This is a genomic window from Ileibacterium valens (genome assembly GCF_001945525.1).
In the GTDB taxonomy this organism is placed as follows: domain Bacteria; phylum Bacillota_I; class Bacilli_A; order Erysipelotrichales; family Erysipelotrichaceae; genus Ileibacterium; species Ileibacterium valens.
In genome coordinates this window covers 12079-33013 of record NZ_MPJW01000135.1, presented here as the reverse complement: position 1 = coordinate 33013, position 20935 = coordinate 12079, and the positions used below count along the sequence as shown (strand labels likewise).

Annotated in this window: 18 protein-coding genes and 1 riboswitch; of the genes, 6 read left to right on the top strand and 12 right to left on the bottom strand. The window is 42.0% G+C overall.

Translation table 11 applies throughout. From position 1 onward, the window contains the following. Positions 1–267: 267 nt before the first annotated feature. The 7 genes from BO222_RS06805 to BO222_RS06770 form a co-directional block, all read right to left on the bottom strand. Positions 268–1269 carry a Gfo/Idh/MocA family protein gene (locus tag BO222_RS06805; RefSeq protein WP_075819567.1) on the bottom strand — a complete coding sequence of 334 codons (1002 nt, stop codon included), beginning with the start codon at positions 1267–1269 and terminating at the stop codon, positions 268–270. Then, positions 1266–2696, bottom strand: a complete 1431-nt coding sequence (locus BO222_RS06800; protein WP_075819565.1) for a HAMP domain-containing sensor histidine kinase — start codon at positions 2694–2696, stop codon at positions 1266–1268. Before BO222_RS06800 ends, BO222_RS06805 begins: the two co-directional genes overlap by 4 nt. 9 nt (positions 2697–2705) lie before the next feature. Beyond that, positions 2706–3365, bottom strand: coding sequence for a response regulator transcription factor (locus BO222_RS06795; RefSeq protein WP_075819563.1), 660 nt, complete (start codon positions 3363–3365; stop codon positions 2706–2708). A 20-nt stretch (positions 3366–3385) separates the two neighbouring features. Then, the gene (gene glmM, locus BO222_RS06790) at positions 3386–4732 is read right to left on the bottom strand and encodes a phosphoglucosamine mutase (RefSeq protein WP_075819581.1); all 1347 of its coding nucleotides are present in this window, start codon (positions 4730–4732) and stop codon (positions 3386–3388) included. 262 nt (positions 4733–4994) lie between these two features. Beyond that, positions 4995–5798, bottom strand: coding sequence for a CdaR family protein (locus BO222_RS06785; protein WP_075819561.1), 804 nt, complete (start codon positions 5796–5798; stop codon positions 4995–4997). Next, positions 5788–6750: a diadenylate cyclase CdaA gene (gene cdaA / locus BO222_RS06780; protein ID WP_075819559.1), complete on the bottom strand. Its 963-nt coding sequence runs from the start codon at positions 6748–6750 to the stop codon at positions 5788–5790. The genes BO222_RS06785 and cdaA overlap by 11 nt, the downstream gene beginning before the upstream one ends. Before the next feature lie 329 nt (positions 6751–7079). Further along, positions 7080–7859, bottom strand: coding sequence for an HAD family hydrolase (locus BO222_RS06770; protein WP_075819555.1), 780 nt, complete (start codon positions 7857–7859; stop codon positions 7080–7082). Between the two features lie 314 nt (positions 7860–8173). Here BO222_RS06770 and BO222_RS06765 point away from each other — a divergent pair, with 314 nt between their 5' ends. Next, complete coding sequence (locus BO222_RS06765) at positions 8174–8704, top strand: HdeD family acid-resistance protein (RefSeq protein WP_158024570.1); 531 nt, start codon at positions 8174–8176, stop codon at positions 8702–8704. Positions 8705–8905: 201 nt separating this feature from the next. Here the strand turns inward: BO222_RS06765 and BO222_RS06760 are convergent, their stop codons facing one another. Next, positions 8906–10075: a M20 metallopeptidase family protein gene (locus tag BO222_RS06760; RefSeq protein WP_075819551.1), complete on the bottom strand. Its 1170-nt coding sequence runs from the start codon at positions 10073–10075 to the stop codon at positions 8906–8908. 231 nt (positions 10076–10306) lie between these two features. Next, positions 10307–10478: riboswitch (Lysine riboswitch) on the top strand. Between the two features lie 170 nt (positions 10479–10648). Here BO222_RS06760 and lysA point away from each other — a divergent pair. From lysA to dapD, 5 genes are all read left to right on the top strand, one after another. Next, on the top strand, positions 10649–12010 hold the full coding sequence (gene lysA / locus BO222_RS06750; RefSeq protein ID WP_075819545.1) for a diaminopimelate decarboxylase: 1362 nt from the start codon (positions 10649–10651) through the stop codon (positions 12008–12010). Then, complete coding sequence (dapF, locus tag BO222_RS06745) at positions 12010–12852, top strand: diaminopimelate epimerase (RefSeq protein ID WP_083647715.1); 843 nt, start codon at positions 12010–12012, stop codon at positions 12850–12852. Before lysA ends, dapF begins: the two co-directional genes overlap by 1 nt. Continuing rightward, positions 12836–13735 (top strand): 4-hydroxy-tetrahydrodipicolinate synthase, encoded by a 900-nt coding sequence (dapA, locus tag BO222_RS06740; protein WP_075819543.1) that lies wholly within the window; start codon positions 12836–12838, stop codon positions 13733–13735. The genes dapF and dapA overlap by 17 nt, the downstream gene beginning before the upstream one ends. Then, the gene (gene dapB, locus BO222_RS06735; RefSeq protein WP_075819541.1) at positions 13732–14463 is read left to right on the top strand and encodes a 4-hydroxy-tetrahydrodipicolinate reductase; all 732 of its coding nucleotides are present in this window, start codon (positions 13732–13734) and stop codon (positions 14461–14463) included. The genes dapA and dapB overlap by 4 nt, the downstream gene beginning before the upstream one ends. A gap of 163 nt (positions 14464–14626) precedes the next feature. Next, positions 14627–15310: a 2,3,4,5-tetrahydropyridine-2,6-dicarboxylate N-acetyltransferase gene (gene dapD / locus BO222_RS06730; RefSeq protein WP_075819538.1), complete on the top strand. Its 684-nt coding sequence runs from the start codon at positions 14627–14629 to the stop codon at positions 15308–15310. 428 nt (positions 15311–15738) lie between these two features. On the opposite strand, the gene BO222_RS06725 is transcribed toward dapD, so the two are convergent. The 4 genes from BO222_RS06725 to BO222_RS06710 form a co-directional block, all read right to left on the bottom strand. After that, entirely contained in the window at positions 15739–16419 is a 681-nt protein-coding gene (locus BO222_RS06725) for a LytR/AlgR family response regulator transcription factor (RefSeq protein ID WP_075819535.1), read from the bottom strand. 128 nt (positions 16420–16547) lie between these two features. Then, the gene (locus BO222_RS06720; RefSeq protein ID WP_075819577.1) at positions 16548–17843 is read right to left on the bottom strand and encodes a UDP-N-acetylglucosamine 1-carboxyvinyltransferase; all 1296 of its coding nucleotides are present in this window, start codon (positions 17841–17843) and stop codon (positions 16548–16550) included. Positions 17844–18014: 171 nt separating this feature from the next. Further along, positions 18015–18662 (bottom strand): PTS sugar transporter subunit IIA, encoded by a 648-nt coding sequence (locus tag BO222_RS06715; protein WP_083647714.1) that lies wholly within the window; start codon positions 18660–18662, stop codon positions 18015–18017. Next, positions 18659–20662, bottom strand: a complete 2004-nt coding sequence (locus BO222_RS06710; protein WP_075819533.1) for an alpha/beta hydrolase family protein — start codon at positions 20660–20662, stop codon at positions 18659–18661. The genes BO222_RS06715 and BO222_RS06710 overlap by 4 nt, the downstream gene beginning before the upstream one ends. Positions 20663–20935: the final 273 nt, after the last annotated feature.

Here is a 20935-nt window from a genome sequence, read left to right as displayed (position 1 = left end):
GGGAAGAGAGAATGGAGCAGTGGCAAACGGCCCTGAATCGAGTTATAGTGTGTTTGGTAATTTTGTTTATTGAGCATGAACATATTTTACCAAAAAAGGCACCTCATCCATTACGGATCAGGTGCCTCTTTTTATTTTTGGACTGTCAGAAATTTAACAGCCCCTTTTGCAATCGCATTTATTGTGTACGTTTAATTCCATCAACCGACTGATCAAGCCGCATATTTACTGCTTCCAGATCTGGAATTTTGTTAGTGACTCGATTTTCTAGGCGTTCAGACGAGCTGCAGCTTTTTTATCACGGAATTTCTTGGCCTCCATGAGCATTTCCATGGCATCAAGAGTTTCTTTTTTGTATTTCTGATACATTTCCTGATCGTTTTCGTTTAAGGCAACCAGAAAGTCCATGAATTCATAGGACATATGCGGACCCTGTTCAATGGAGATGCGAATGTCTTCATCATCTTTATCCTTTTTAACTGGGATAAAGTCGACCTGAGCCATCACACCAGAGCTTGCCTTGGAGATCTTGAATGTTCCATCTTCTCCTTCAAGCAGGAATTCATAATCTGCAGAGCAGTCCTTGGCTCCAATTGCAGTGACCGTAAAGTCTGGATATTCCATGATCAGGATCCCAGATGTATCCACTCCATTAAAGCCAAGATTTGGATAGTAAGTAATATGTTCCGGTTTTCCAAAAAGGCCATTTGCCAGATGAATATTGTAAATATTGATATCAGTTAAAGCTCCGCCATCAAACTCAGGATTGAAGGCATTCGAAATTTCCTTTTTACGATAGCGATCGTACCTTGAAGAATACTGCGAGAAGTTAAGCATCACATTCTTCAATGGACCAGCCATTTCAAGATTATCCTTTAAAAGTCCAAAGTTTGGTGTGTGGATGTTGGTAATTGCTTCAAAAATCATTACCCCGTTATCTTCAGCCGTTTCAAATAAATCCTTAGCCTGTTCTAATGTCGTTGTAAAAGGTTTTTCAAGAACTACATTCTTTCCGGCTTCAAGCGCTTTTTTTGCCTGAGGATAATGAAGCGTATTTGGCGTAGCGATATAAATGGTATCGATCGAATCATCCGCGAACAGATCATCGAGATTGTCGTAATACTTCTTTACCTGATGTTTTGCAGCAAACTCTTTGGCCTTGTCGAGATTTCGTGAATAAACAGCTTCAACTTCAATTCCATCGATATCCTTGATGGCATGAAACATGTTATCGACAATAGCGCCCGAGCCAATCGTTCCTAATTTCATTGTTTTTTTCCTCTTGAAGAGCGGTTATTGTTCATGGAAAACTTACCACTCTTTGGTTTTGGTACGTCCCGATAAATTCTGAAGCAGACTCCATCCTCTGTATTCAAGCCTTCTACCTTGTAGTGGTTGGCATTCACCACTTTAGAGACAATGGATAGTCCGAGTCCAAATTTTCCGCCCTCACCTTTCACATACGGTTTGAACAGGGCTTCAATTCGATCTTCAGGCATTTTCGGTCCGTCGTTTGCGATCATCAGTTCATTTTCACGAACCGTGATCCGGATATAGCTTTTGGCATAGCGGAAGGCATTCTGCATGATGTTTTCAACACAGACTCTCCAGCTTTCAAACAGACCATCAAAGAAGACTTCTTCGATATCTGTGATGATTTCAATTTCCGGTTTGATGACAACCGAATTCAGAACAACATCATTGATGACATCCTTCATATTGGTTACTACCCCTTCTGCATCCGAGCTGACTAAATACTCAATTCGATTCATGTAAAGAAGAGAGTGAACCTTATCTTCCAGACGCTGAGCATTATTCAGAATGACATCAACACTGCTTTCAAGATCTCCATATGGATAGATTCCATCCTTAATGGATTCGGAATAGGATTTGATCGTAGCAATTGGTGTCTTTAAATCATGTGAAATGTTATGAATCATTTCTTCTTTGGATTTTTCCTGTTTTGCAAGCTCAGTAGTCAATGTTCTTAGTTCCTTGGCTACTTCTCCAATTTCATCATCGCGATTGATATAGAGCTCAACATCCTTGCCCTGCTTGATCTGAGTGATGTAGGCTCTGATCTGGTTTAAAGGATGAATGATCGAGAAAACCCAGAACACAAAAATCATCAGAATCAAAAAGAACGCAAGCACAGTCGCATACATCGTTCCATCCATTAAGGAGGTTCTGAGTTCATTGGCGTATTCTCCATCCATGTAGGTGAAGATCACCGCAGGTCCAAAAGGTGTTTCTATTTTTTGCAGCCGATAATAGAGGTCCGCACCAGCGACCCGCGTCTTATTCTGCGAGACAACCGGAAGTGGATTATCGAGCAGTTTGAATGCCTGCTTTTCTACATATTCTTCATAACTTGCCGGATAGTCTTCAAGAGAACGTGTAATCATGTAATCTCTTGTTTTCATGACAACGCCGGTTTCCTGATACGGATCCGTCGCTAGATATTCGAAAAATTCCGAATCAAAAGTATTTTCCCTGCCTGTCTCAAGAGCTCTGACGACTGGCTGCTGAGAATAGGACATCATCGAATAAATCTGTTTGGAGATGGTAGCCGACATATTATCGGAAAGAAAGAAGACAAAAAATATACTCAAAAAGATGACCATCAGCAGGATCAGGGAAAGAACCTGCTGGGTCAATGAGAGTTTTCTAAAATTTCCCGAAAAGAAATTTTTCATGCCTTACTTCTATCCCAGACGATATCCATAACCATAGATGGTATGAATATTCAGGTTAGGAAGCTTCTTTCTTAAACGGCGCAGGGTATCATCCACAACTCGATCACTGCCAAAATAGTTTTCATCCCAGACATTTTCAAGAATCTTATCCCTTGAGAATGCAATTCCCTTGTTTTTGATAAACATCATCAGCAGATCAAATTCTTTTGTGGTCAGTTCAATTTCTTCATTTTCAGCGTAAACCTTGCGCTGTTCTTCATCGAGTTCATAGCCATCAATGGAAATTCGATTATTTGTATCGCGGTAGGCCCGTTTGATGATGTTGTTTACGCGCAGAACCATTTCCTTTGGCGAGAATGGTTTTGTGATGTAATCATCACAGCCTTTTTCAAGTCCGATGATTCGATCAAATTCTTTATCACGGGCCGACATGAAAATAATTGGGGTTTCCGGATCCTGCAGACGGATTTCTTCGAGCAGATCAAATCCGGACTTGTCATCAAGCATGATATCGAGAATCCACAGATGGACATCGTCATCTCCGGTATGAGAGCTGGCTTCTTCGTAGGTATAGTAAGAATTAACTTCGTAACCTTCTTTTTTCAGGTACTGGGCGACCAGATTATTGAGATCCTTCTCGTCTTCAACAACATTGATCACACGTTTCATAAATAACTCCTTTCGCGGTCCTAATCGGCCGCATATCCTTTTTCGTTAATCAGAGAGCAGACGCGGTCTACGCATTCCTCGCAGATTTCATCAGTTCTTGCTTCTACCATAACGCGGATCAGGGGTTCGGTTCCGCTTGGACGAACGAGAATTCTTCCATCTTCACCCAGATCAGCTGCTACTGCATCAATTTCGTTTTGAATATCCTCATCATGCAGTACGATATTCTTATCTTTTACTCTGACGTTCTTGAGCAGCTGCGGATAAATGAACAGACCTTCAGAAAGTTCCTGAACCGACTTATTGGTATCCTTCATGCATTCAAGCAGTTTCAGACCGGTCAGCAGTCCATCACCAGTTACCGCATTTTCATAGAAAATGATATGTCCGCTCTGTTCACCGCCGAGATAGTAATTATTCTTCTGCATTTCTTCAAGAACATACTTATCTCCGACATCCGTCTGGATGTAATCAATTTTCGACTGATCAAGGGCCTTATATAAACCAAGGTTAGCCATAACTGTCGTAACGACCATATTCTTGTTCAGGCGGTTTACGTTCTTGAGATGACGTCCAAGGATATAAAGAATGAAGTCTCCATCGACAAGATCTCCATCCGAGTTCACCGCAATCAGACGGTCCGCATCGCCATCAAAAGCCAGACCCAGATCGCATTCATTTTCAGTGACGAAACGCTGAAGTCCTTCCGGATGAGTGCTTCCTGCTTTCAGGTTGATATTGATGCCGTTTGGTGAATTATTAATGGCCTCAACCGTTGCTCCTAAAGCAGTTAATGTTTCAACGGCAGAGCTGACTGCTGATCCATTTGCCAGATCGACAGCGATTTTCATTCCTGAAAGATCAACTGGTACGATTTCCTTAAGCCAGGAAATATAAATTTCCATTCCATCTTCCCAGCTGACATATTCTCCGACCTTGTCGCCGGTTGCTAAAGGCAGTTCAGTTTTTCCATCCATATAATCTTCAATCTGCAATAGAAGCTCTTCTTCCATTTTGATTCCTTCATGGTTGAAGATTTTAATTCCATTGTCGTAATATGGATTGTGTGACGCAGAGACCATGATTCCGCAATCAAATTTTTCCTTGTTTACCAGATAAGAAATGGCTGGAGTTGGGCAGACGCCAAGCAGGAAGCAATTGGCTCCGGTGCTGGTTGCCCCAGCGGCTAAAGCAAGTTCAAACATATCTCCGGAAAGGCGGGTATCCTTTCCAATCAGAATTCTGGCGTGCTTTTTATTCTGCGAGTAATACCATCCAAGATACTGACCAATTCGAATCGCCATTTCCATTGTCAGTTCTTCATTGGCGCGGCCGCGCACACCATCAGTTCCAAAATATTTTCCCATAATTTCATCGTTCCTTTCGCTTGTGATACTCAGATGAATGATTTCTTTTGTTGAGCAAACCTCACTTCCGTCAATTTTCACTGTTTTCATACCTGATCTTCAGGATATTTCAATCAGGGTTATGAAATTCCGAAATAATGAGGATGAAGTTTGTTTTTTATAACTTCCAAAGTCAAGTATGGTGGATTGATTTTAATCTTTCAACCATACTTTGAAAGTTCGTCATTCGAAAATCCGTTTTCATTGGAAAGCCTGGGAGTGTCTATCCATGATTCGGTTCGTTTTTAACCTTGACGGAAGCATTGATTGTCGGTGGATTGATGGTGACATTGACTTGCCGTCCATTGGAGTCATAAGCCACTAAAATGGCATTTGCACTGAAATCTGAATCATGACCGGCCGTATCGACAATCGCTTTTACACTGCGGATTGAATTCAGCTTATCTTTGGTGGCTTTGATCGATACGCTCTTTGCAGAGAGTTGTGGGGTTTCAAACTGACTTTCTGTCTGGTTATCTCCAACGATCAGTTCTGGGGTCACAAAGAAAGTTCGGGAATATTTTTTCAGCACGTTAATTTCAGCACTTTCCGGATCAACGACTGCGCTGACACCAGATGGCAGTCCTGAAGCTTTTAAGACCACACTGTTGCTTCCTTCCTGAACATTGGTCAGGTCAGCCTGAACACTGGCTGAATTCTGAGTTCGAACCAGCTGCAGATCCGCAGGATCTCCTTCAACTTCCATGTTTGCGGTGGTTGGCAGCCCGGTAATTTCATAGGTACTTTCATCATAAGTTGCCTCTACGGGCACACTGTTCAGTAAAAGAGTGGTTTTATCCTGTGAAAAAAGAGTCAGGCGTAATTCATCAAAGCTGAGTGAAACACAGAAGATTAAGGCAAAAACGCCAGAGACGATTAAGGAAGCCCGCTGATTGTAAATCACTTTATCGAAAAGCTTGGAAACCCGATTTCCAAGGCTTTTGGCTATCTGTAAAAAATCGTGTCCAAGATCAGAAAACCAGGAGTCCTTATTCGTCTTCTGTTCGATATGGTCCTTATTTTCCATTGGTGGTGCCTCCTTTCGTCTGCTCCTTTTGCGGTTGAGCCTCTTCATTGCTTCTTAAGTCGACAATTTCAATGGCCTTGACACGATCATCATGATTTTTCGCATTTTGTCTTCCCCGGGTAAAATTACTGGAAATATTTCGTGCGGTATTGATCACTGGGGATAGGACGCTTTGCGGAGCATCGGCTACGTCGGGAATCAATTTATTGGTTAAGAACCGGCGCAGGGCTTCCGGATTGGTCTGAGTGAGCGTTCCGCGCTGGGCGATTGAAATATTGCCAGTCTCTTCACTGACGACTAGAGTAATCGAATCGGTCACTTCAGAAATACCAACAGCTGCTCGATGTCTGGCTCCGTATTTACTTGGCAGATCCCGGCTAGTACTTGGAAAATAGGCTGCTGCTGCTGCAAGTTTATCCCCTTTAATAATGGCTGCACCATCATGCATTGGCGTTCCATACTGAAATATTGTCTCCAGTAATTCAGAGGTGACATCCGAATCCGTCTTAATTCCCGTGTCCGAATAATCAGTCATATCCTGCGCCATCTGAATGCTGATCAGCGCACCTGTCTTTGATTTGGACATATCACTGACTGCCTTTACGAGTTCATTAATCATAGTGTTGATTTTTGCCGCAGGAATGTTCGAAGAAAAGATCGTATTGGTCTTTCCCATTTTTTCTAACATGGAACGAATTTCAGGCTGCAGTACAATCAAGATCAGCATGACACTCCAGTTTAAGAACGTATCCAGCAGATAGTTCACCGATTTTAAATCCAGCCACATGGCGACCAGACGCAGGATAAACAGGGCAAGAATTCCCTTTACGATCTGAATCGTTCGATTGTTATTTCGAATAATTCGAATTCCGGCATAGACCAATGCCCAGACACATAGAATATCCAGAATCAATCTGATGAGCAGACTGAATTCCGACCATCCAAAATTCATAACATACTTCCTTTCTTCATATTCATGAATCATCAACAATGTCTTATCGAAATCTTATCTATAAACCTGATTTTACAGGTTTATTATGAAATATTGGCAGACACGTGCCGAGTTCATATCCTATTTTGTTTTGCTTTTAGTTTTGCGAAAGTTCGTTCAGAAGTTTCCAGTTTTAAGTTTAATGGATAAAAAGGCTCGCTTTCGAAAATATGGTAAATCAAAAACAGGAGAACCGACGTTTTATGACGGTTCTCCTGTTTTGAATCGATTTGATCGATTCAGTTGAAAATATTCAGAATCAGTATGGTCTATGACGGGTTTAATCGGTTTTAGATACTTTCCGATTCAATGGCCGTAATGAAATCCCCAAGAGTTGGATAAACCCAGCGTCCGTTTTCCTGAACTTCTGCAGGAGCCAGAGCGGAAGCTGCGGAATTAAAGCATCCGGCAAGCATTGGAACATCATTATAGGAATCGCCCATGCAGTAAACATCCATTTCCGGCACATTGGCAAACTCAGTGACAAATTCAAGTCCAGTGGCTTTTGATACACCATGCGGGCAGACATCTACACAATAATTGTTGGCATAAGCCGTTACCTGGTGTCCAAAATACTGATTAATCGAATCTGCAAATTCAATGGCAGCCTGAGGATCTCTCATAGAAAAAACGATCTGTCCAAACTGCCCACTGTCCATGATCTGCTCTTCAGTCCAATCCGGATTGATATGTGGATAGCGATGATCTTCCAGATGCGGATGAACTTCAATTTTATGACGTTCAAATCCATTATTGACCATATAGCTGACCACATCTGGAGTTTCATGAGCAACAAACATCAGGTCAACTGCGCAAAGGGTATCAAGCTGTGAGGTCATCAGTCGGTTCCCATTCGAGTCAAAAATCATTCCGCCATTATTCGTTACAAAATAATCGACTGGAATATCATGAGCAGCCGCTTCATTAAAAATAGAATTCTTGGAACGACCTGTGACAATGGCAAACAGGTTTCCTTCCTCTTTCCAGCGGCGTATCGCACTGAGATCGCTTTCGTCAAGCGTTTCTCCAAATTTTAGAGTTCCGTCATAATCGGATGCAAGCAATTTCATAATCGGTTTCCTTCCTCAAATCCGGTAATTATCGAGTTGTAAATTTAACAATTTCCATTTGATCATAACACAGATTAAATCGTTTCTTCTCTATCGTTTGAATGTTTTTAGTCTGTTTTTTGATCTTTTTCAAGACGCTTTCATCCTGCAAAAGGATCGGTACGGTCTATAAACAGTCCTTTTTGAATTGATCTTGCCTTGCAATTCCTTACAGTTTAATGACTGTGGTCAACGGAATGAAAAACTTTCCATTCTTATCCGATAATAAAGGTGAAAGAAATCATCAATTGCCTTATGGCGAAGGAGAAATGAATATGAAATCTTATCTGCAGCAAACGACAAAGCAGACCGCCTCGCTTGCTTTGTTATATATCCTGGGCGGAATTTTTATGTGCTTCTTTTCAGCTGGGGTTCTGATCAATCTGGTCAGAGTCATCGGAGCCTGCTTTTTGATTTATGGTATATATCAGGCTTATCTGTATTTTGCCCATCGGACTTTAAACAGCTCTGCGGCAATCCTATATGGTATTCCATGCATTATCGGAGGTCTGATCCTGCTGGCCCGTCCAACCTGGCTGATTTCCTTTTTCCCGATTGTGGTTGGAGTGATCATGCTGATCAACGGCATTCTTCAGATTCAGCGTTCAATGATTCTCAAAGATGCCCGATTTACCGGATGGGGATTTAACACTCTGTTTGCGATCGTGTTAATGATCGGAGGGGCATTTTTGATCTTTAATCCAATGGGAGCTGTAAAAAATCTTCTGAAAATCGGCGGAATCTTTTTAATCGTCGAAGGCATCTTCATGCTGATACAGTCTTTTGAAACCAAAAAATACCTCTAGAGAAAATATCTTCAGAGAATGCATGAGTTCAGAAGTTCAGAAATTCAGCAATCAGTAGATCTGACATCTAATGTTATTGATATTCGCTAAAACAAAAGCGATCCAGTTTTTATACTTCTGGATCGCTTTTATTCGTTTATAAACAAATAATCTGATATAGACTATAGTTCAGTTCTCTGGTTCAGATCTGAAGATCAGCTCTCAGCCTCTGTTTTTATTCAAAGCATGTTTTAATGGATGAAACGCTAAATCTTCATACAGATCGATCCCGGACTTTAAAATCTCTTCATCAAAGTTGAAGTGACTTGAATGCAGTGGGATTCCGGTTCCGGTTCCGACAAAAAAGAAAACTCCTGGAACTTTCTTTTGATAGAATGAAAAATCTTCTGAAATCATTTCCGGTTTTTCTAAACGAATGATTGCTGGATTTCTTTCAAGGATTTCTTCTGTCAGGATTTCATCATTGATCACAGCCGGATATCCGCTTGAAAAATCTATATCAATCCGAACTCCCATCTGCTCTTCCAGTTTGTCCTTAATTTGGATCAGACCGGATTGCAGCTCATCAAAAACCGGATCAAGGAAGGTTCTCATCGTTCCTTCCATATAGCATTCTGCTGCTACGGCATTCATGACCGTTCCAGCTTCCATCTTTCCAAAACGAAGAATTCGAAATTGCTTTTCATCGATTCCCTTTTCTAGGGCAATGGATTCAAGAATAAACCGGCATCCAGCTTCGAGCGTATCTATTCCCTCCTGATATCTGGCGGCATGAGCGCTTTTTCCATGGATATAGACCCGAATCTCGCAGCTTCTGGCCATCATTTCAATGGGTCTGACTCCGATGCTTCCCGCTTCAATCATCGGCCATAAATGTGAACCAAAAACAGACTGAACATTATATTTTTCAAAGACATTCTGATCACAGATCAGTCTGGCCCCTCCCGGTGTCTCTTCTCCTGCCTGAAAGATTAAAAGGATATTTGATTTTAATTCATCTTTTCTTCGTTCAATACGATCAGCCAGACCTAAAAGCATACTCATATGTCCATCATGACCACAGGCATGCATTTTTCCTTCATGAAGACTCTTAAATTCCACTCCGGTTTCTTCGAATACCGGAAGAGCATCCATATCAGCCCGAAATGCGATGGTTTCCGGTTTTCCGGCATCAAAATAAGCCAGAAAGCTGCTGCCAGCCTGATCGAGCTCGATAATTTCTGCACTGGTGTTTTTTAATTCATTTTTGAGATAGGCCGCTGTTTTTGGCAGGTCGAGTGCCTGTTCCGGAATCTGATGAAGCTCTCGTCTGCGGCGCCTGATGGTTTCAAGTTCCTGATGATCGGTTATATCTTTCTGTTTAGCAAGCATAAATTTTTTTCTCCTGGATAATCCTTTTAAACATCTCATTGATCCGAAATATCTTGTTTGACTCTGCTGACTTTAATAAATTGACATAAGGCTAACAGATCGTTTCAAACGGATCGATAAAGATCAATTGCGACTATTATGCATGAATTTGATCAATATTACCGGGAATTTTCAAAACTTTTTCTGTAAAGTTTTCCATTGTTGTAAAAGAAATTAGGGAGTGCTAAGATTTGCCAAGATAGAGGTTGCGGTAGAGACTGATTTGAACCAAGCCGGCAGGCGTCTGAGGTTTAAATCGAGCGACATCGCCGAACTGTCCGATCAGGCATGATCGTGATGGTGGGCCGACATAGAAAATATGTCGGACTGTCTGCAGATAACGTGCAGGAGGGCTATCAGGAAAATCATTTCCCAATTGCCCGCCGGCCATTTATTTGGACGGCTTTTTCTTTGTTCTGAGGTCTGCAGAAATAGATGAGATATAAAAGCTTCTATCAGACTGAGATTCAAAAGAAATAAAAAAACAGAAATTCAATGAAGAAAAAGAAATTCCATTAAGAAAGGATCCCATTTATGAAAGGATCAGAAAACAAAGCTCTGAATTATCAGGGTTATTCCCTGAAGGATTCACAGCTGTTTATCGAAAAGATTCCAGCTGCAGAAATTGCCAGGAAAGCTGGGACTCCGGTTTATGTCTATTCGGAAAATCAGCTGTTAAAAAACATGGAAGAATTCACTTCCAATTTCAAGGATTCTACCGGAGGACTGTCCACCCGTGTGCTGTATGCTTCCAAAGCATTTAACACCATCGCGATGTTAGAACTCGTCAGACAGGCTGGATTGGGCTTAGATGTTGTCAGTGCCGGTGAACTTTATACGGCCATTCAGGCAGACTTCCCAATGGATAAGGTCGTATTCCATGGAAATGCAAAAAGTACTTCTGAACTCGTCATGGCCCTTGAAAACCATGTTGGAACCATCGTTCTGGACAATCTTCACGAAGCCAGAAAACTGAAAAGACTGACAGAAACCATGCTTGAGGAAGGCAGCCTGGATAAAGACTTATCTATATCCGTCCTGCTTCGTGTTAATCCCGGAGTAGAAGCCCATACGCATGCCTATATTGTGACTGCTCATGTCGATTCCAAGTTTGGCGTTCTCTGCTCTGATCTGGATACCATTTTGCAGATCAGTGAGCTTTTCAATCAGGATGATTTCCCTGTTCACTTTGATGGGTTTCATGCTCACATTGGTTCTCAGATCTTTGATCCGGAAGCCTTTAAAGCTGAAATTGATGTCATGTGTAAATTTATCGTCGAATTCAAAAAGTGCAGCAGCATGAAAGTCAGAACATTGGATTTAGGCGGAGGTTTTGCAGCCTGGTATACTCCGGACGATCAGCCAATTCCCATTGATCTGGTCTGCAACACGATTCTTGAAAGCATCCATCAGGCGCAGAAAGAAAATTCACTGCATCTAAAAAATCTGTGGATTGAACCTGGACGAAGCATCACCGCCAATGCAGCCTGTACGCTCTATCGTGTTGAATCGGTGAAGCATACTCCCAATAAGACGTATGTCTTTGTCGATGGCGGTATGAATGATAATATCCGCCCGGCTTTATACGATGCGGATTATAACTGTGATCTGGCACAGCGTATGGATGAAGAAAAGTCAGAGAAAGTCACAGTAGCAGGAAAATGCTGCGAAAGCGGGGATATCCTCGTTAAGGAAGATTATCTTCCTGCAGCGATGCCAGATGATCTGCTTGCGATTTATACCACAGGGGCTTACGGCTATTCAATGGCCAGTCACTATAACAAATTAGGTGTTCCTCCTGTTGTTTTCGTCAAGGATGACCAGGCCAGAATCGTCGTAAGACGGGAGAGTCTGGAAGATCTGATTAAAAATGAAGTTGATGAAAGGCTTATTTAATGGATATCCAAGTCAGTAAATATCATGGGTGCGGCAATGATTTCATTATGGTTGATGCCGGCTTGCTTGATCTTTTTGATACAGATGAAAAACGAACTGACTTTATTGTTTCCGTCTGTGATCGTCATACCGGAATCGGTGCCGATGGCTGTATCTTTGTCAAACAGGATCCGCTAGAAATGATTTATTACAATCAGGATGGTTCAAGAGCGGATATGTGCGGCAATGGAATCCGCTGTTTTGCCGCTTATTGTCATGATGAAGGTCTGGTCAACGGCGGAATGTATGAAGTCGAAACGAAAGCCGGAGTGAAAACAATCTCAGAAATTTCTGCCGATCCTTTTATCTGTCTGGTTGGAATGGGTAAACCCATCTGGGGTAATGACAAAATTGGAGTTAAGAGCGATACCCGCATCTGGGAATATCCACTTGAAACTTCAGAAGGAATCCTGAATCTGTATTCCGTCTATATGTCGACCATTCATACAGTTGTTTTTGTCGAGGATCCATTTGATCCAAAATGGGAAAAAGTCGGTAAGGAAATCTGTCATCACCCGCTTTTCTCTGAACAGACCAATGTAAATTTCGTAGAAGTCCTTACCCCTGAAAAATTAAAAGCCGCAACCTATGAAAGAGGATGCGGGATGACTCTGGCATGCGGAACAGGAATGTGTGCCAGTGGCCTGATCTCATTTATGCTTTCTAAGACCAGACCCCGTATTGATATCGAAATGAAAAAAGGAACTCTTCATATCGATGTCGACAACGAACAGCGTGTTTATCTTTCCGGACCTGCCGTTCGGATTCTGAAAGGAATTTATTCTTATGTCGAAAACCAATAAAAAAAATCTGCCAGATGGCTCGATCGTAGCCCTGATTACTCCATTTACCGAAGATGGTCAGGTCAACACTGAAAAACTCCGCGAACTCGTTGAATTTCATATTCAGAATGGAACAGATGGAATCCTCGTTTTAGGAACAACAGGGGAAACGCCAACAATGACTCATGAAGAAGACGACATCGCGGTGAAAACTGTTCTCGATGCAGCAGATGATCGGATCTTCGTTCTTGTTGGAACTGGAAGCAACAACTCTGCGGTTATGAAACAGAAATCTCTTGATTATCAGGAAATGGGCGCAGATGGCTTATTGATTATCTCCCCCTACTATAACAAGGCCAATCCGGAAGGGCTGTATCATCACTTTATGCAGACCTTGGATGCTGTAGAAATTCCATGTGTAATCTATAACATCCCAGGGCGTACCGGTATTAATATTCCTGCTGATGTCATCGGCCGCCTATCTAAGCATCCAAATGCTGCTGGAATCAAGGAAGCCAGCGGCAACATCTCCTATGCGGCCGATATCGCTCCTTATCTGAATGAAAAATTTAAAATGTATTCCGGCAATGATGATATGATCGTTCCTCTGCTTTCTCTTGGCGGCAGCGGCGTGATTTCCGTTTTAGCCAATGTGGCTCCTAAGGAAACGCATGATATGGTTCAGGCTTACCTCAATGGCGATACAAAGAAATCTCTGGATCTTCAGCTAAAATATCTGGATCTGGTCCGCTCCCTGTTTTGCGAAGTCAATCCAATTCCAGTCAAGAGTGCTCTCAATCTGATGGGCTTCAATGTTGGTGATTTGCGTCTTCCTCTTTACAAAATGAGTGAAGCCAATGAGCAAAGACTGGCTGACTCCTTAAGAAAGGTTGATCTTCTATGAAAGCCCTGATTATTGGAACTGGAAAAATGGGTCAGCTGATCGCAAAAACCCTGAAGGATCAGGGACATGATGTTTTAGGTATGGGCGATGTCCTGAATCCTTCAGAAATCATGGGTAATATTGATCAGGCCGATGTCATCTTCGATTTTTCTCATCCGGACAATTTAAACTGGATTGCTCCTTTGGCGGCTGAACACCAGGTGGCTTTAGTGGAAGGGACAACCGCTTTAAGTACGGATCAGAAAATTCTGCTTTCAGAAACCGCAAAAGCCGTTCCTGTTTTCTTTACTGCCAACTATTCCCTTGGCATTGCCGTATTAAAGAAGCTGACTTCCATTGCTTCGAAGATTCTGAAGGATCAATGGGATATTGAAATCCTTGAAAAGCATCACAATCAGAAAGCCGATGCCCCAAGCGGAACCGCATTGATGCTTTTAGAAGCTGCTGATCCAGATCACGAATTCGATCATGTCTTTGGACGAAATCCTCAAAGCAAAAAACGCGGCAAGGAAATCGGAGTCAGTGCTATGCGCGGCGGAACGATTCCTGGCTATCACGAAGTTGATTTTGAAGGATCCGAAGAAAGTCTATCGCTTTCTCATAATGCCAATAACCGTCAGATCTTTGTCAATGGGGCAATCAATGCCGCAAACTATCTTCTGAATCAGAAACCTGGTCTTTACGATATGGATCAGATGGTTGAATCCGCATTAAACAAAGCCGTTTAGGCAAAACCAGAAGTATTCATCCGCTTTATAAGTAAAGCGGTATCAGTCAAAAAAATGACAGGCCCGCTCTGGGCCTGTTTTATTTCTTGACGTGATGGAGTTATTCATTTCATTATTATCACCATAAACTGATCCGTTCAGTCAGAAGGGAGTCAAATCCATTATGGATGCACAAGATATTATTCAGCTGATTCACGATTCGAAAAAGAAAACCCCCGTTAAGCTTTATTTCAAGTCAAATTCACCCATCGAGTTTCCTAACTGCAGGCAGTTTGATTCTCTGGTGATTGGCGATTGGGAAGACATTGAGCCTGTCTTAAAAGCCAATGAGTCGATCATCGAAGACTATTATTTAGAAACTGCTGCCAGAAATTCAGCCATCCCTCTTCTTGATTCAAAAGCCATTCATGCCCGAATTGAGCCCGGAGCGATCATTCGCGATCACGTCGAGATCAAGGACAATGCCGTCATTATGATGGGAGCTGTTCTAAACATCGGAGCTGTTGTCGGAAAAAACTCAATGATTGATATGAACGCCGTTTTAGGAGGAAGAGCCATCGTACAGGACAATTGCCATATCGGAGCAGGGACTGTTCTTGCCGGCGTTGTAGAACCTGCCAGCGCGACACCTGTAGTCATCGAAGATGACGTAGTTATTGGCGCCAATGCGGTTGTCTTAGAAGGTGTCAGAGTCAAAAAAGGCGCTGTGGTTGCTGCTGGAGCCGTTGTCACTGAAGATGTTCCAGAAAACACAGTGGTAGCTGGAGTGCCTGCTCGAATCATCAAGAAAAAAGATGGGAAGACAACCTCTAAAACAGGTCTCGAAACCGATTTGCGGGCCCTGTAAATCGATTCACTTTAGAATTCCCTGAGCAATACTGTTCAGAAAATCTCACTGAATCGTTAAATTCAAAACCAAAGTCAATCCCTGAAACAAGAAACATAGAAAAGGCAGCAAGGATCAGCGACTTCCCAGGATCGCTGTTCTTTGCTGCCTTTATTCTGTGAAGGAATGAAAAGCTCACTTCAGATTCTTTTTCATTCCTGCAATCGTTCAGTCTGCATTTTTAACTGACCGATTTCTTTTTATCCACCTTCAGTATACCTTTGAATATTCCGATCTACTTTTCGGAATGACCGAAAAGTATTGTAAAAGACTGGAATCTCAAAGCGGATGAATTCATGAGCTGTTAATTTTATAAACCCAAATTCTATAGACTAATGAGTATTTGCAATTCCTCATTCTCAGGTCCGCTAAATATCAATCCGCCTGGATCAGGTCGTTTTCTTTCTGACTTTCAGTTGATTCTTTTTCTTTTGGGATCGAGATAAGGGAATCCGCTTTTCCCGATTGATTTCCACTTCATCGTGAAAGATTCCAGTTATATATTTCGTATTTACAATATAAGAGACGTGAACACGCATAAATCCGTATCGGGTGAAATATTCCTCAAGGTTTACCATATTCAGCCTGCGATGAAATGTTCCAATACGCGTATAGAAGTAGACATTCTTCTCAATCTTTTCCATATAGAAAATATCTTCAATCGGAATATCAATCTGAATGCTGTTATATGTAAAGGAATAGACTTCTTTTTGCCTGACGAGTCCAACAATGATTGAACGGATCTTTTCAAGATCTTCAGTCATCGCCGCCTTTGAAATATAAAAGATTCTCTCCCTCGTATCTCCATTCTTGATTTCTTCAGGGTTTTCACAGACAAAAATAAAGATTGCGGTTGGATTATCATGGACAAAGACACTTTCTAAACGAGGGGATTTAAAAATCTCATCAAATACGAAAATCTGATACTGCTCGTTTTTCATTGCTTTTGCCAGTTCACTCGCTTTATAAAAATGCCGGAAGGTCCAATCAACTTCCCGGAAATATTCTCCAAGCAAAAAAATAATATCCTTGCTTTCTTTTTCTCTTTCAAGAATCGCCGCTTTAATCATAATGTCATTGTATTACATAAATCCCTGATGAAAAAAATTTTCATGTAGAACTGGAACAATATAAAACCGGCTGCTGATTTATTGATCCCTTTTGACAGGATCAACAAATCAGCAGCCGGTAAAATCATTTAATTTTGTTTAAAATCTGGATCATCTTCAACTTCTTCACGCCAGATTACTGCGCCAAGACTTCTTAGTTTTTTGTCAAGATTGTCATATCCACGATCGATATGGTAGATATCATGAATTTCAGTTTCACCATCTGCCATCAATGCGGCGATAACCAATGCTGCTCCACATCTCAGGTCGGTTGCACGAACCTTCGCTCCTTTTAAAGGAGTTGGACCATAAACAAATCCATCCGGTACCCGGACATAGGTGTTTGCGCCCATCTTTCGCAGCTCATCCATGTGTTTAAAGCGTTCGCCATAGATATTTTCCCGAATCATGGACTGGCCGCGGGCTCTGGTCAGCAGCGGAGTAAATGGCTGCTGAGCATCGGTTGCAAATCCAGGATAAGGCTTGGTAATAATTTCTGTTGGTCTGAGTTCTCCCTTTGGATCATTTCCAAAGACATGAACGAAATCAGATCCGATTTCCAGGTTAATTCCAATTTCAGAAAGCTTGGATAAAATGGCATCCAGATGCTGTGGGATCACGTTCTCGATAGTCATATCTTCGGCCATGGCAGCTGCCATTAATACGTAGGTTGCGGCTTCAATGCGATCTGGAATAATCTCATGAAAGCAGCCTCCAAGCTGCTCGACACCATCAATGACCAGAGTACTTGTACCCATTCCATGAATTTTAGCTCCCATTTTATTGAGCAAAGTCGCAATATCGATAATTTCTGGTTCACGCGCCGCATTATCAATAATCGTTCGTCCTTTGGCATAAACAGCCGCAAGCATAATATTGATCGTTGCCCCAACGCTCGAAATATCCAGAAAGATTCTGGTTCCCTTCAGTTCATCTGCTTCGATAATATAGCAGCCATCTCGATAATCAATTTTTGCACCCAGGGCTTCAAAACCTTTCAGATGCAGATCAATTGGCCGAGGTCCCAAAAAGCAGCCTCCTGGCATTTTAATTTCGGCTCTGCCGTATTTTCCAAGCAATGCGCCCATGAAATAATAGGAAGCACGCAATTTCTGAACGGCTTCACTGTTCATCGGTCTGTTTTCCATTCCTAATGGATCAATATATAAAGTATCGTCGGCTTCTCGAATGACCTGAACGCCCAGTTCCTCGAGAAGAATGATTAATGCATCTACATCGGATATTTCTGGCACGCCATAAATTCGAACCGGTTTGTTTCCCAGTACACAAGCCGGTATGAGAGCGACGGTGGCATTCTTACTTCCGGAAACTCTGACTTTACCATTCAGAAGATGTCCGCCTTCAATCTTAATAACTTCTTCCACGCTGCACCCCTTATTCTTGTTCATACAAAATCTTTAACGTTTCCTGACCTTCATATTTTATCGGGTTTGAAAACGGATTACCGTTTATCCACTTGAAAAAATGGTGAGTCTCCCCCACCATTTAATTTGAAAGTATACACGAAAAGCTGCGAACGGTAAATAATCCAGAATTCAGCGGCGTTCGAGAACAGGCGTTTTTCCTGCCTGAGCGCGGTCTCCTTCGAGGGGTTGATAGACACCAAAATCCAGATTTGTAATAGTCATCGGGATTGTCAGATCGGCTTTGACTGAATCGAAAAAGCGCCGATCAAGCTTTACAAGCGGTACTCCCGGTTTAACTCTTTGTCCTTCCGAACAGAGGAGTTCTATTCCCTTTCCATTATAATCAATTGTATCAAGTCCGATGTGAACAAGAATCTGATCTCCGTAATCATTCTCAATTCCAACCGCATTTTTTGCTCTTGCGATCATTGCAACGCTTCCATAACAGGGAGAAACCACCATATCCCCTTCGGGTAAAAATGCGATTCCATCGCCCATCATCTTCTGAGCGAATACTGGGTCGGCTACACTCGATAAAGGAATGATATCTCCAGAGACTGGGGCATACAGCCGCTTGTCGACTACCCGCTTTTCCTTTTTACGGCCTTCCTGTTTCCTGTTTTCTGCTTTGTTTGCAGAAGCATTGCGGTTATCATTGATGTTCTGCACTTTTGCAGAGCGCGTCGAACGGTAGGAAGAATCCGGTTTACGCTTTCTTTTCCTATCCGTATTCTCTTTTACAGATTGTCTGTTTCCTGACAGTTCCTGCGGCTTCATTGCGGATTTCCCTCCTTCTTCCCTTCGTTATTTATCGAATGATTTACCGGATTGTACTTTTTCATCCAGCGGGTGATTTCGTCCAGTCGGCGCAGACGGTGTTTTACCTGACCCGTTCTGGATAAGTCGTGGTTTTCACCATGGAAAAGGCACATTCTTGTCGGAACGCCCTTTTGCAGAATCGACTGCATCATCTGCATTCCCTGTTCGAGCGGACATCGGTAATCTTCATCTGAATGAATAAACAGAGTCGGAGTGACAATCTGACTGGCATAGGCCAATGGTGAATGCTCCCATAGTTTTGAGACATGCTCTAAACCGGCAGCCTGCTGATCTACAGTAAACTCTGGTCCAATATCGCTGGTTCCATAGAAAGAAATCCAGTTTGAAATGGAGCGCTGTGAGACCGCAGCTTTAAAGCGGTCAGTATGCCCAATAATCCAGTTGGTCATAAATCCGCCATAGCTTCCTCCAGTCACACTCAGTCTGTTCGGATCAAGATTTGGAACTTCTCTTAATACAGCATCTGTAAAGTTCATCAGATCCTTAAAATCGTCTGTTCCATATTTTCCCCGCAGATCGGCATAAGCATTGCCCTGACCATCTGCACCAAATGGGTTACAGAAGAAAACAAAATATCCTTCGGATGCCCATAACTGCATTTCATGGTAGAACACTTTGCCGTAAACCGTTTTTGGACCTCCATGAATATCCAGAATACCTGGATAAGTCTTCTTTGGATCAAAGTCCTTTGGATATAAAACCCAGCCCATCTGATCTTCATTGGCATAGTTTAAATAAATGATAGGTTTGACTTTGGCGACGTAGCGTTCCTTTAACAGTTCGTTAAAGTCTGATAAAACAACAGGTCTTCCTGCTTCTAAACGATAGAGCTGCTGAAGCTCATTTTCCGCAGCTCCGATAAAGTACAGCGTTTCATTGGCATATCCAAACGAATGAATTGTTCCCTGCCACTCAAGGACTTCATGAAGAATGCTGCCGTCAAAGGTATAAAGATTATTATGATCCACGATTGTGCTGACAAAGCTCAGGACTGAAGTATATGGATCAATGAAATCCGAATTTCCACCAACAACAGCGCAGTCCGTTCCAACCGTATTTCCATAGGCCTCATCCCAACCGAGGATTCCATCAAAGCTGCCGGTTTCTGGATTCAGAAGATAGATATATGGATTTTCGTTCAGACCATATCGCTTATTTTCACTTCCAATAATAAACACACCTTTTTCACAGGCTTTAACAGAAAAGATGCTCATCTTTTTCTTTGCCGTAAGTTCAGTGACTTTTTTTGTATCCAGATCGAGCTGAAACACGCTTTCCTGCAAAGCCGCGACAGTTTTCATTTCGGATCCTGAAAAATAGATTTTATTTTTAAAGGCTGAAACTGCAGAAACATTAAGTTTGCCCGTCAGATCCTTATCAAGAGCCTTAGTCTTTGGATCATATAAAGCCAGGCCGTTTCTTTCATGACGAATAAAACCAGATCCATTGAAATACCATGGAGATTCATCAAGGACTTCGTAATCTGCATCTTCCTTGAATGCTTCATCCTCTTCTTTCCAGGAGTAACTCATTAAAAGCTTTCCATCTTCAAGAACAGCAGCAATACTTGCCCCCTTCAGATCCAGAACATCTTCCTGATAAGCCTCTCCGCCATCAAGGGGCAAAAGCATCAGCGAAGTTCCTGTTGAAGCTTCTTCTTTATTTTCCTGGTTCTTATTGTTTTCATTACTTTGTTCAGGCAGACAGAAATAAACAGAATTTTCATCTCTGAACTGATAAGTGCCGATATTGCCGCGGTGAGTCAGCTGGGTAATCTTTCCGGATTCAGGATGATATTCCATCAGATCACGAATATAGTTTTTCTTTTCATCGGCCTTTGCCTGGATAAACAGGATGCGGGATCCGCAGGTTTTAAGATCTCCATAGAAAGAGAACTCGAGCAGATCGCGCACGCTGATCGGTTTTAATTCACTCATATTTTGTCCTTTCTTCAAGTTGAAGAGATAACAGAAATACAAATCGACCTTTGACCATCTTTTCAGACCTGCTTTATAAGGTCTATTTATTCAAATGATATTAGATCCTGATTCGATTTCTAAAATGATTTCTATATTCTGGTTAAATCACCATTTATTTGAATATTTTCATTCATTCAAAACTGTTCGGTCACCTTTGTTTCACGCTCTTTTCAAAAATATAATTCCCGAGGCCGCTCTCATATTTATAAAATTTATAAAACCTGAAGGGCA

Coding starts and splice junctions, on each gene's coding strand:
- dapD (WP_075819538.1), top strand. CDS start 14,627: ATGGATGCACAAGATATTATTCAGCTGATTCACGATTCGAAAAAGAAA.
- glmM (WP_075819581.1), bottom strand. CDS start 4,732: ATGGGAAAATATTTTGGAACTGATGGTGTGCGCGGCCGCGCCAATGAA.
- BO222_RS06715 (WP_083647714.1), bottom strand. CDS start 18,662: ATGAAGCCGCAGGAACTGTCAGGAAACAGACAATCTGTAAAAGAGAAT.
- BO222_RS06725 (WP_075819535.1), bottom strand. CDS start 16,419: ATGATTAAAGCGGCGATTCTTGAAAGAGAAAAAGAAAGCAAGGATATT.
- lysA (WP_075819545.1), top strand. CDS start 10,649: ATGAAAGGATCAGAAAACAAAGCTCTGAATTATCAGGGTTATTCCCTG.
- cdaA (WP_075819559.1), bottom strand. CDS start 6,750: ATGAATTTTGGATGGTCGGAATTCAGTCTGCTCATCAGATTGATTCTG.
- BO222_RS06765 (WP_158024570.1), top strand. CDS start 8,174: ATGAAATCTTATCTGCAGCAAACGACAAAGCAGACCGCCTCGCTTGCT.
- BO222_RS06770 (WP_075819555.1), bottom strand. CDS start 7,859: ATGAAATTGCTTGCATCCGATTATGACGGAACTCTAAAATTTGGAGAA.
- dapB (WP_075819541.1), top strand. CDS start 13,732: ATGAAAGCCCTGATTATTGGAACTGGAAAAATGGGTCAGCTGATCGCA.
- dapF (WP_083647715.1), top strand. CDS start 12,010: ATGGATATCCAAGTCAGTAAATATCATGGGTGCGGCAATGATTTCATT.
- BO222_RS06800 (WP_075819565.1), bottom strand. CDS start 2,696: ATGAAAAATTTCTTTTCGGGAAATTTTAGAAAACTCTCATTGACCCAG.
- BO222_RS06710 (WP_075819533.1), bottom strand. CDS start 20,662: ATGAGTGAATTAAAACCGATCAGCGTGCGCGATCTGCTCGAGTTCTCT.
- dapA (WP_075819543.1), top strand. CDS start 12,836: ATGTCGAAAACCAATAAAAAAAATCTGCCAGATGGCTCGATCGTAGCC.
- BO222_RS06785 (WP_075819561.1), bottom strand. CDS start 5,798: ATGGAAAATAAGGACCATATCGAACAGAAGACGAATAAGGACTCCTGG.
- BO222_RS06795 (WP_075819563.1), bottom strand. CDS start 3,365: ATGAAACGTGTGATCAATGTTGTTGAAGACGAGAAGGATCTCAATAAT.
- BO222_RS06760 (WP_075819551.1), bottom strand. CDS start 10,075: ATGCTTGCTAAACAGAAAGATATAACCGATCATCAGGAACTTGAAACC.
- BO222_RS06805 (WP_075819567.1), bottom strand. CDS start 1,269: ATGAAATTAGGAACGATTGGCTCGGGCGCTATTGTCGATAACATGTTT.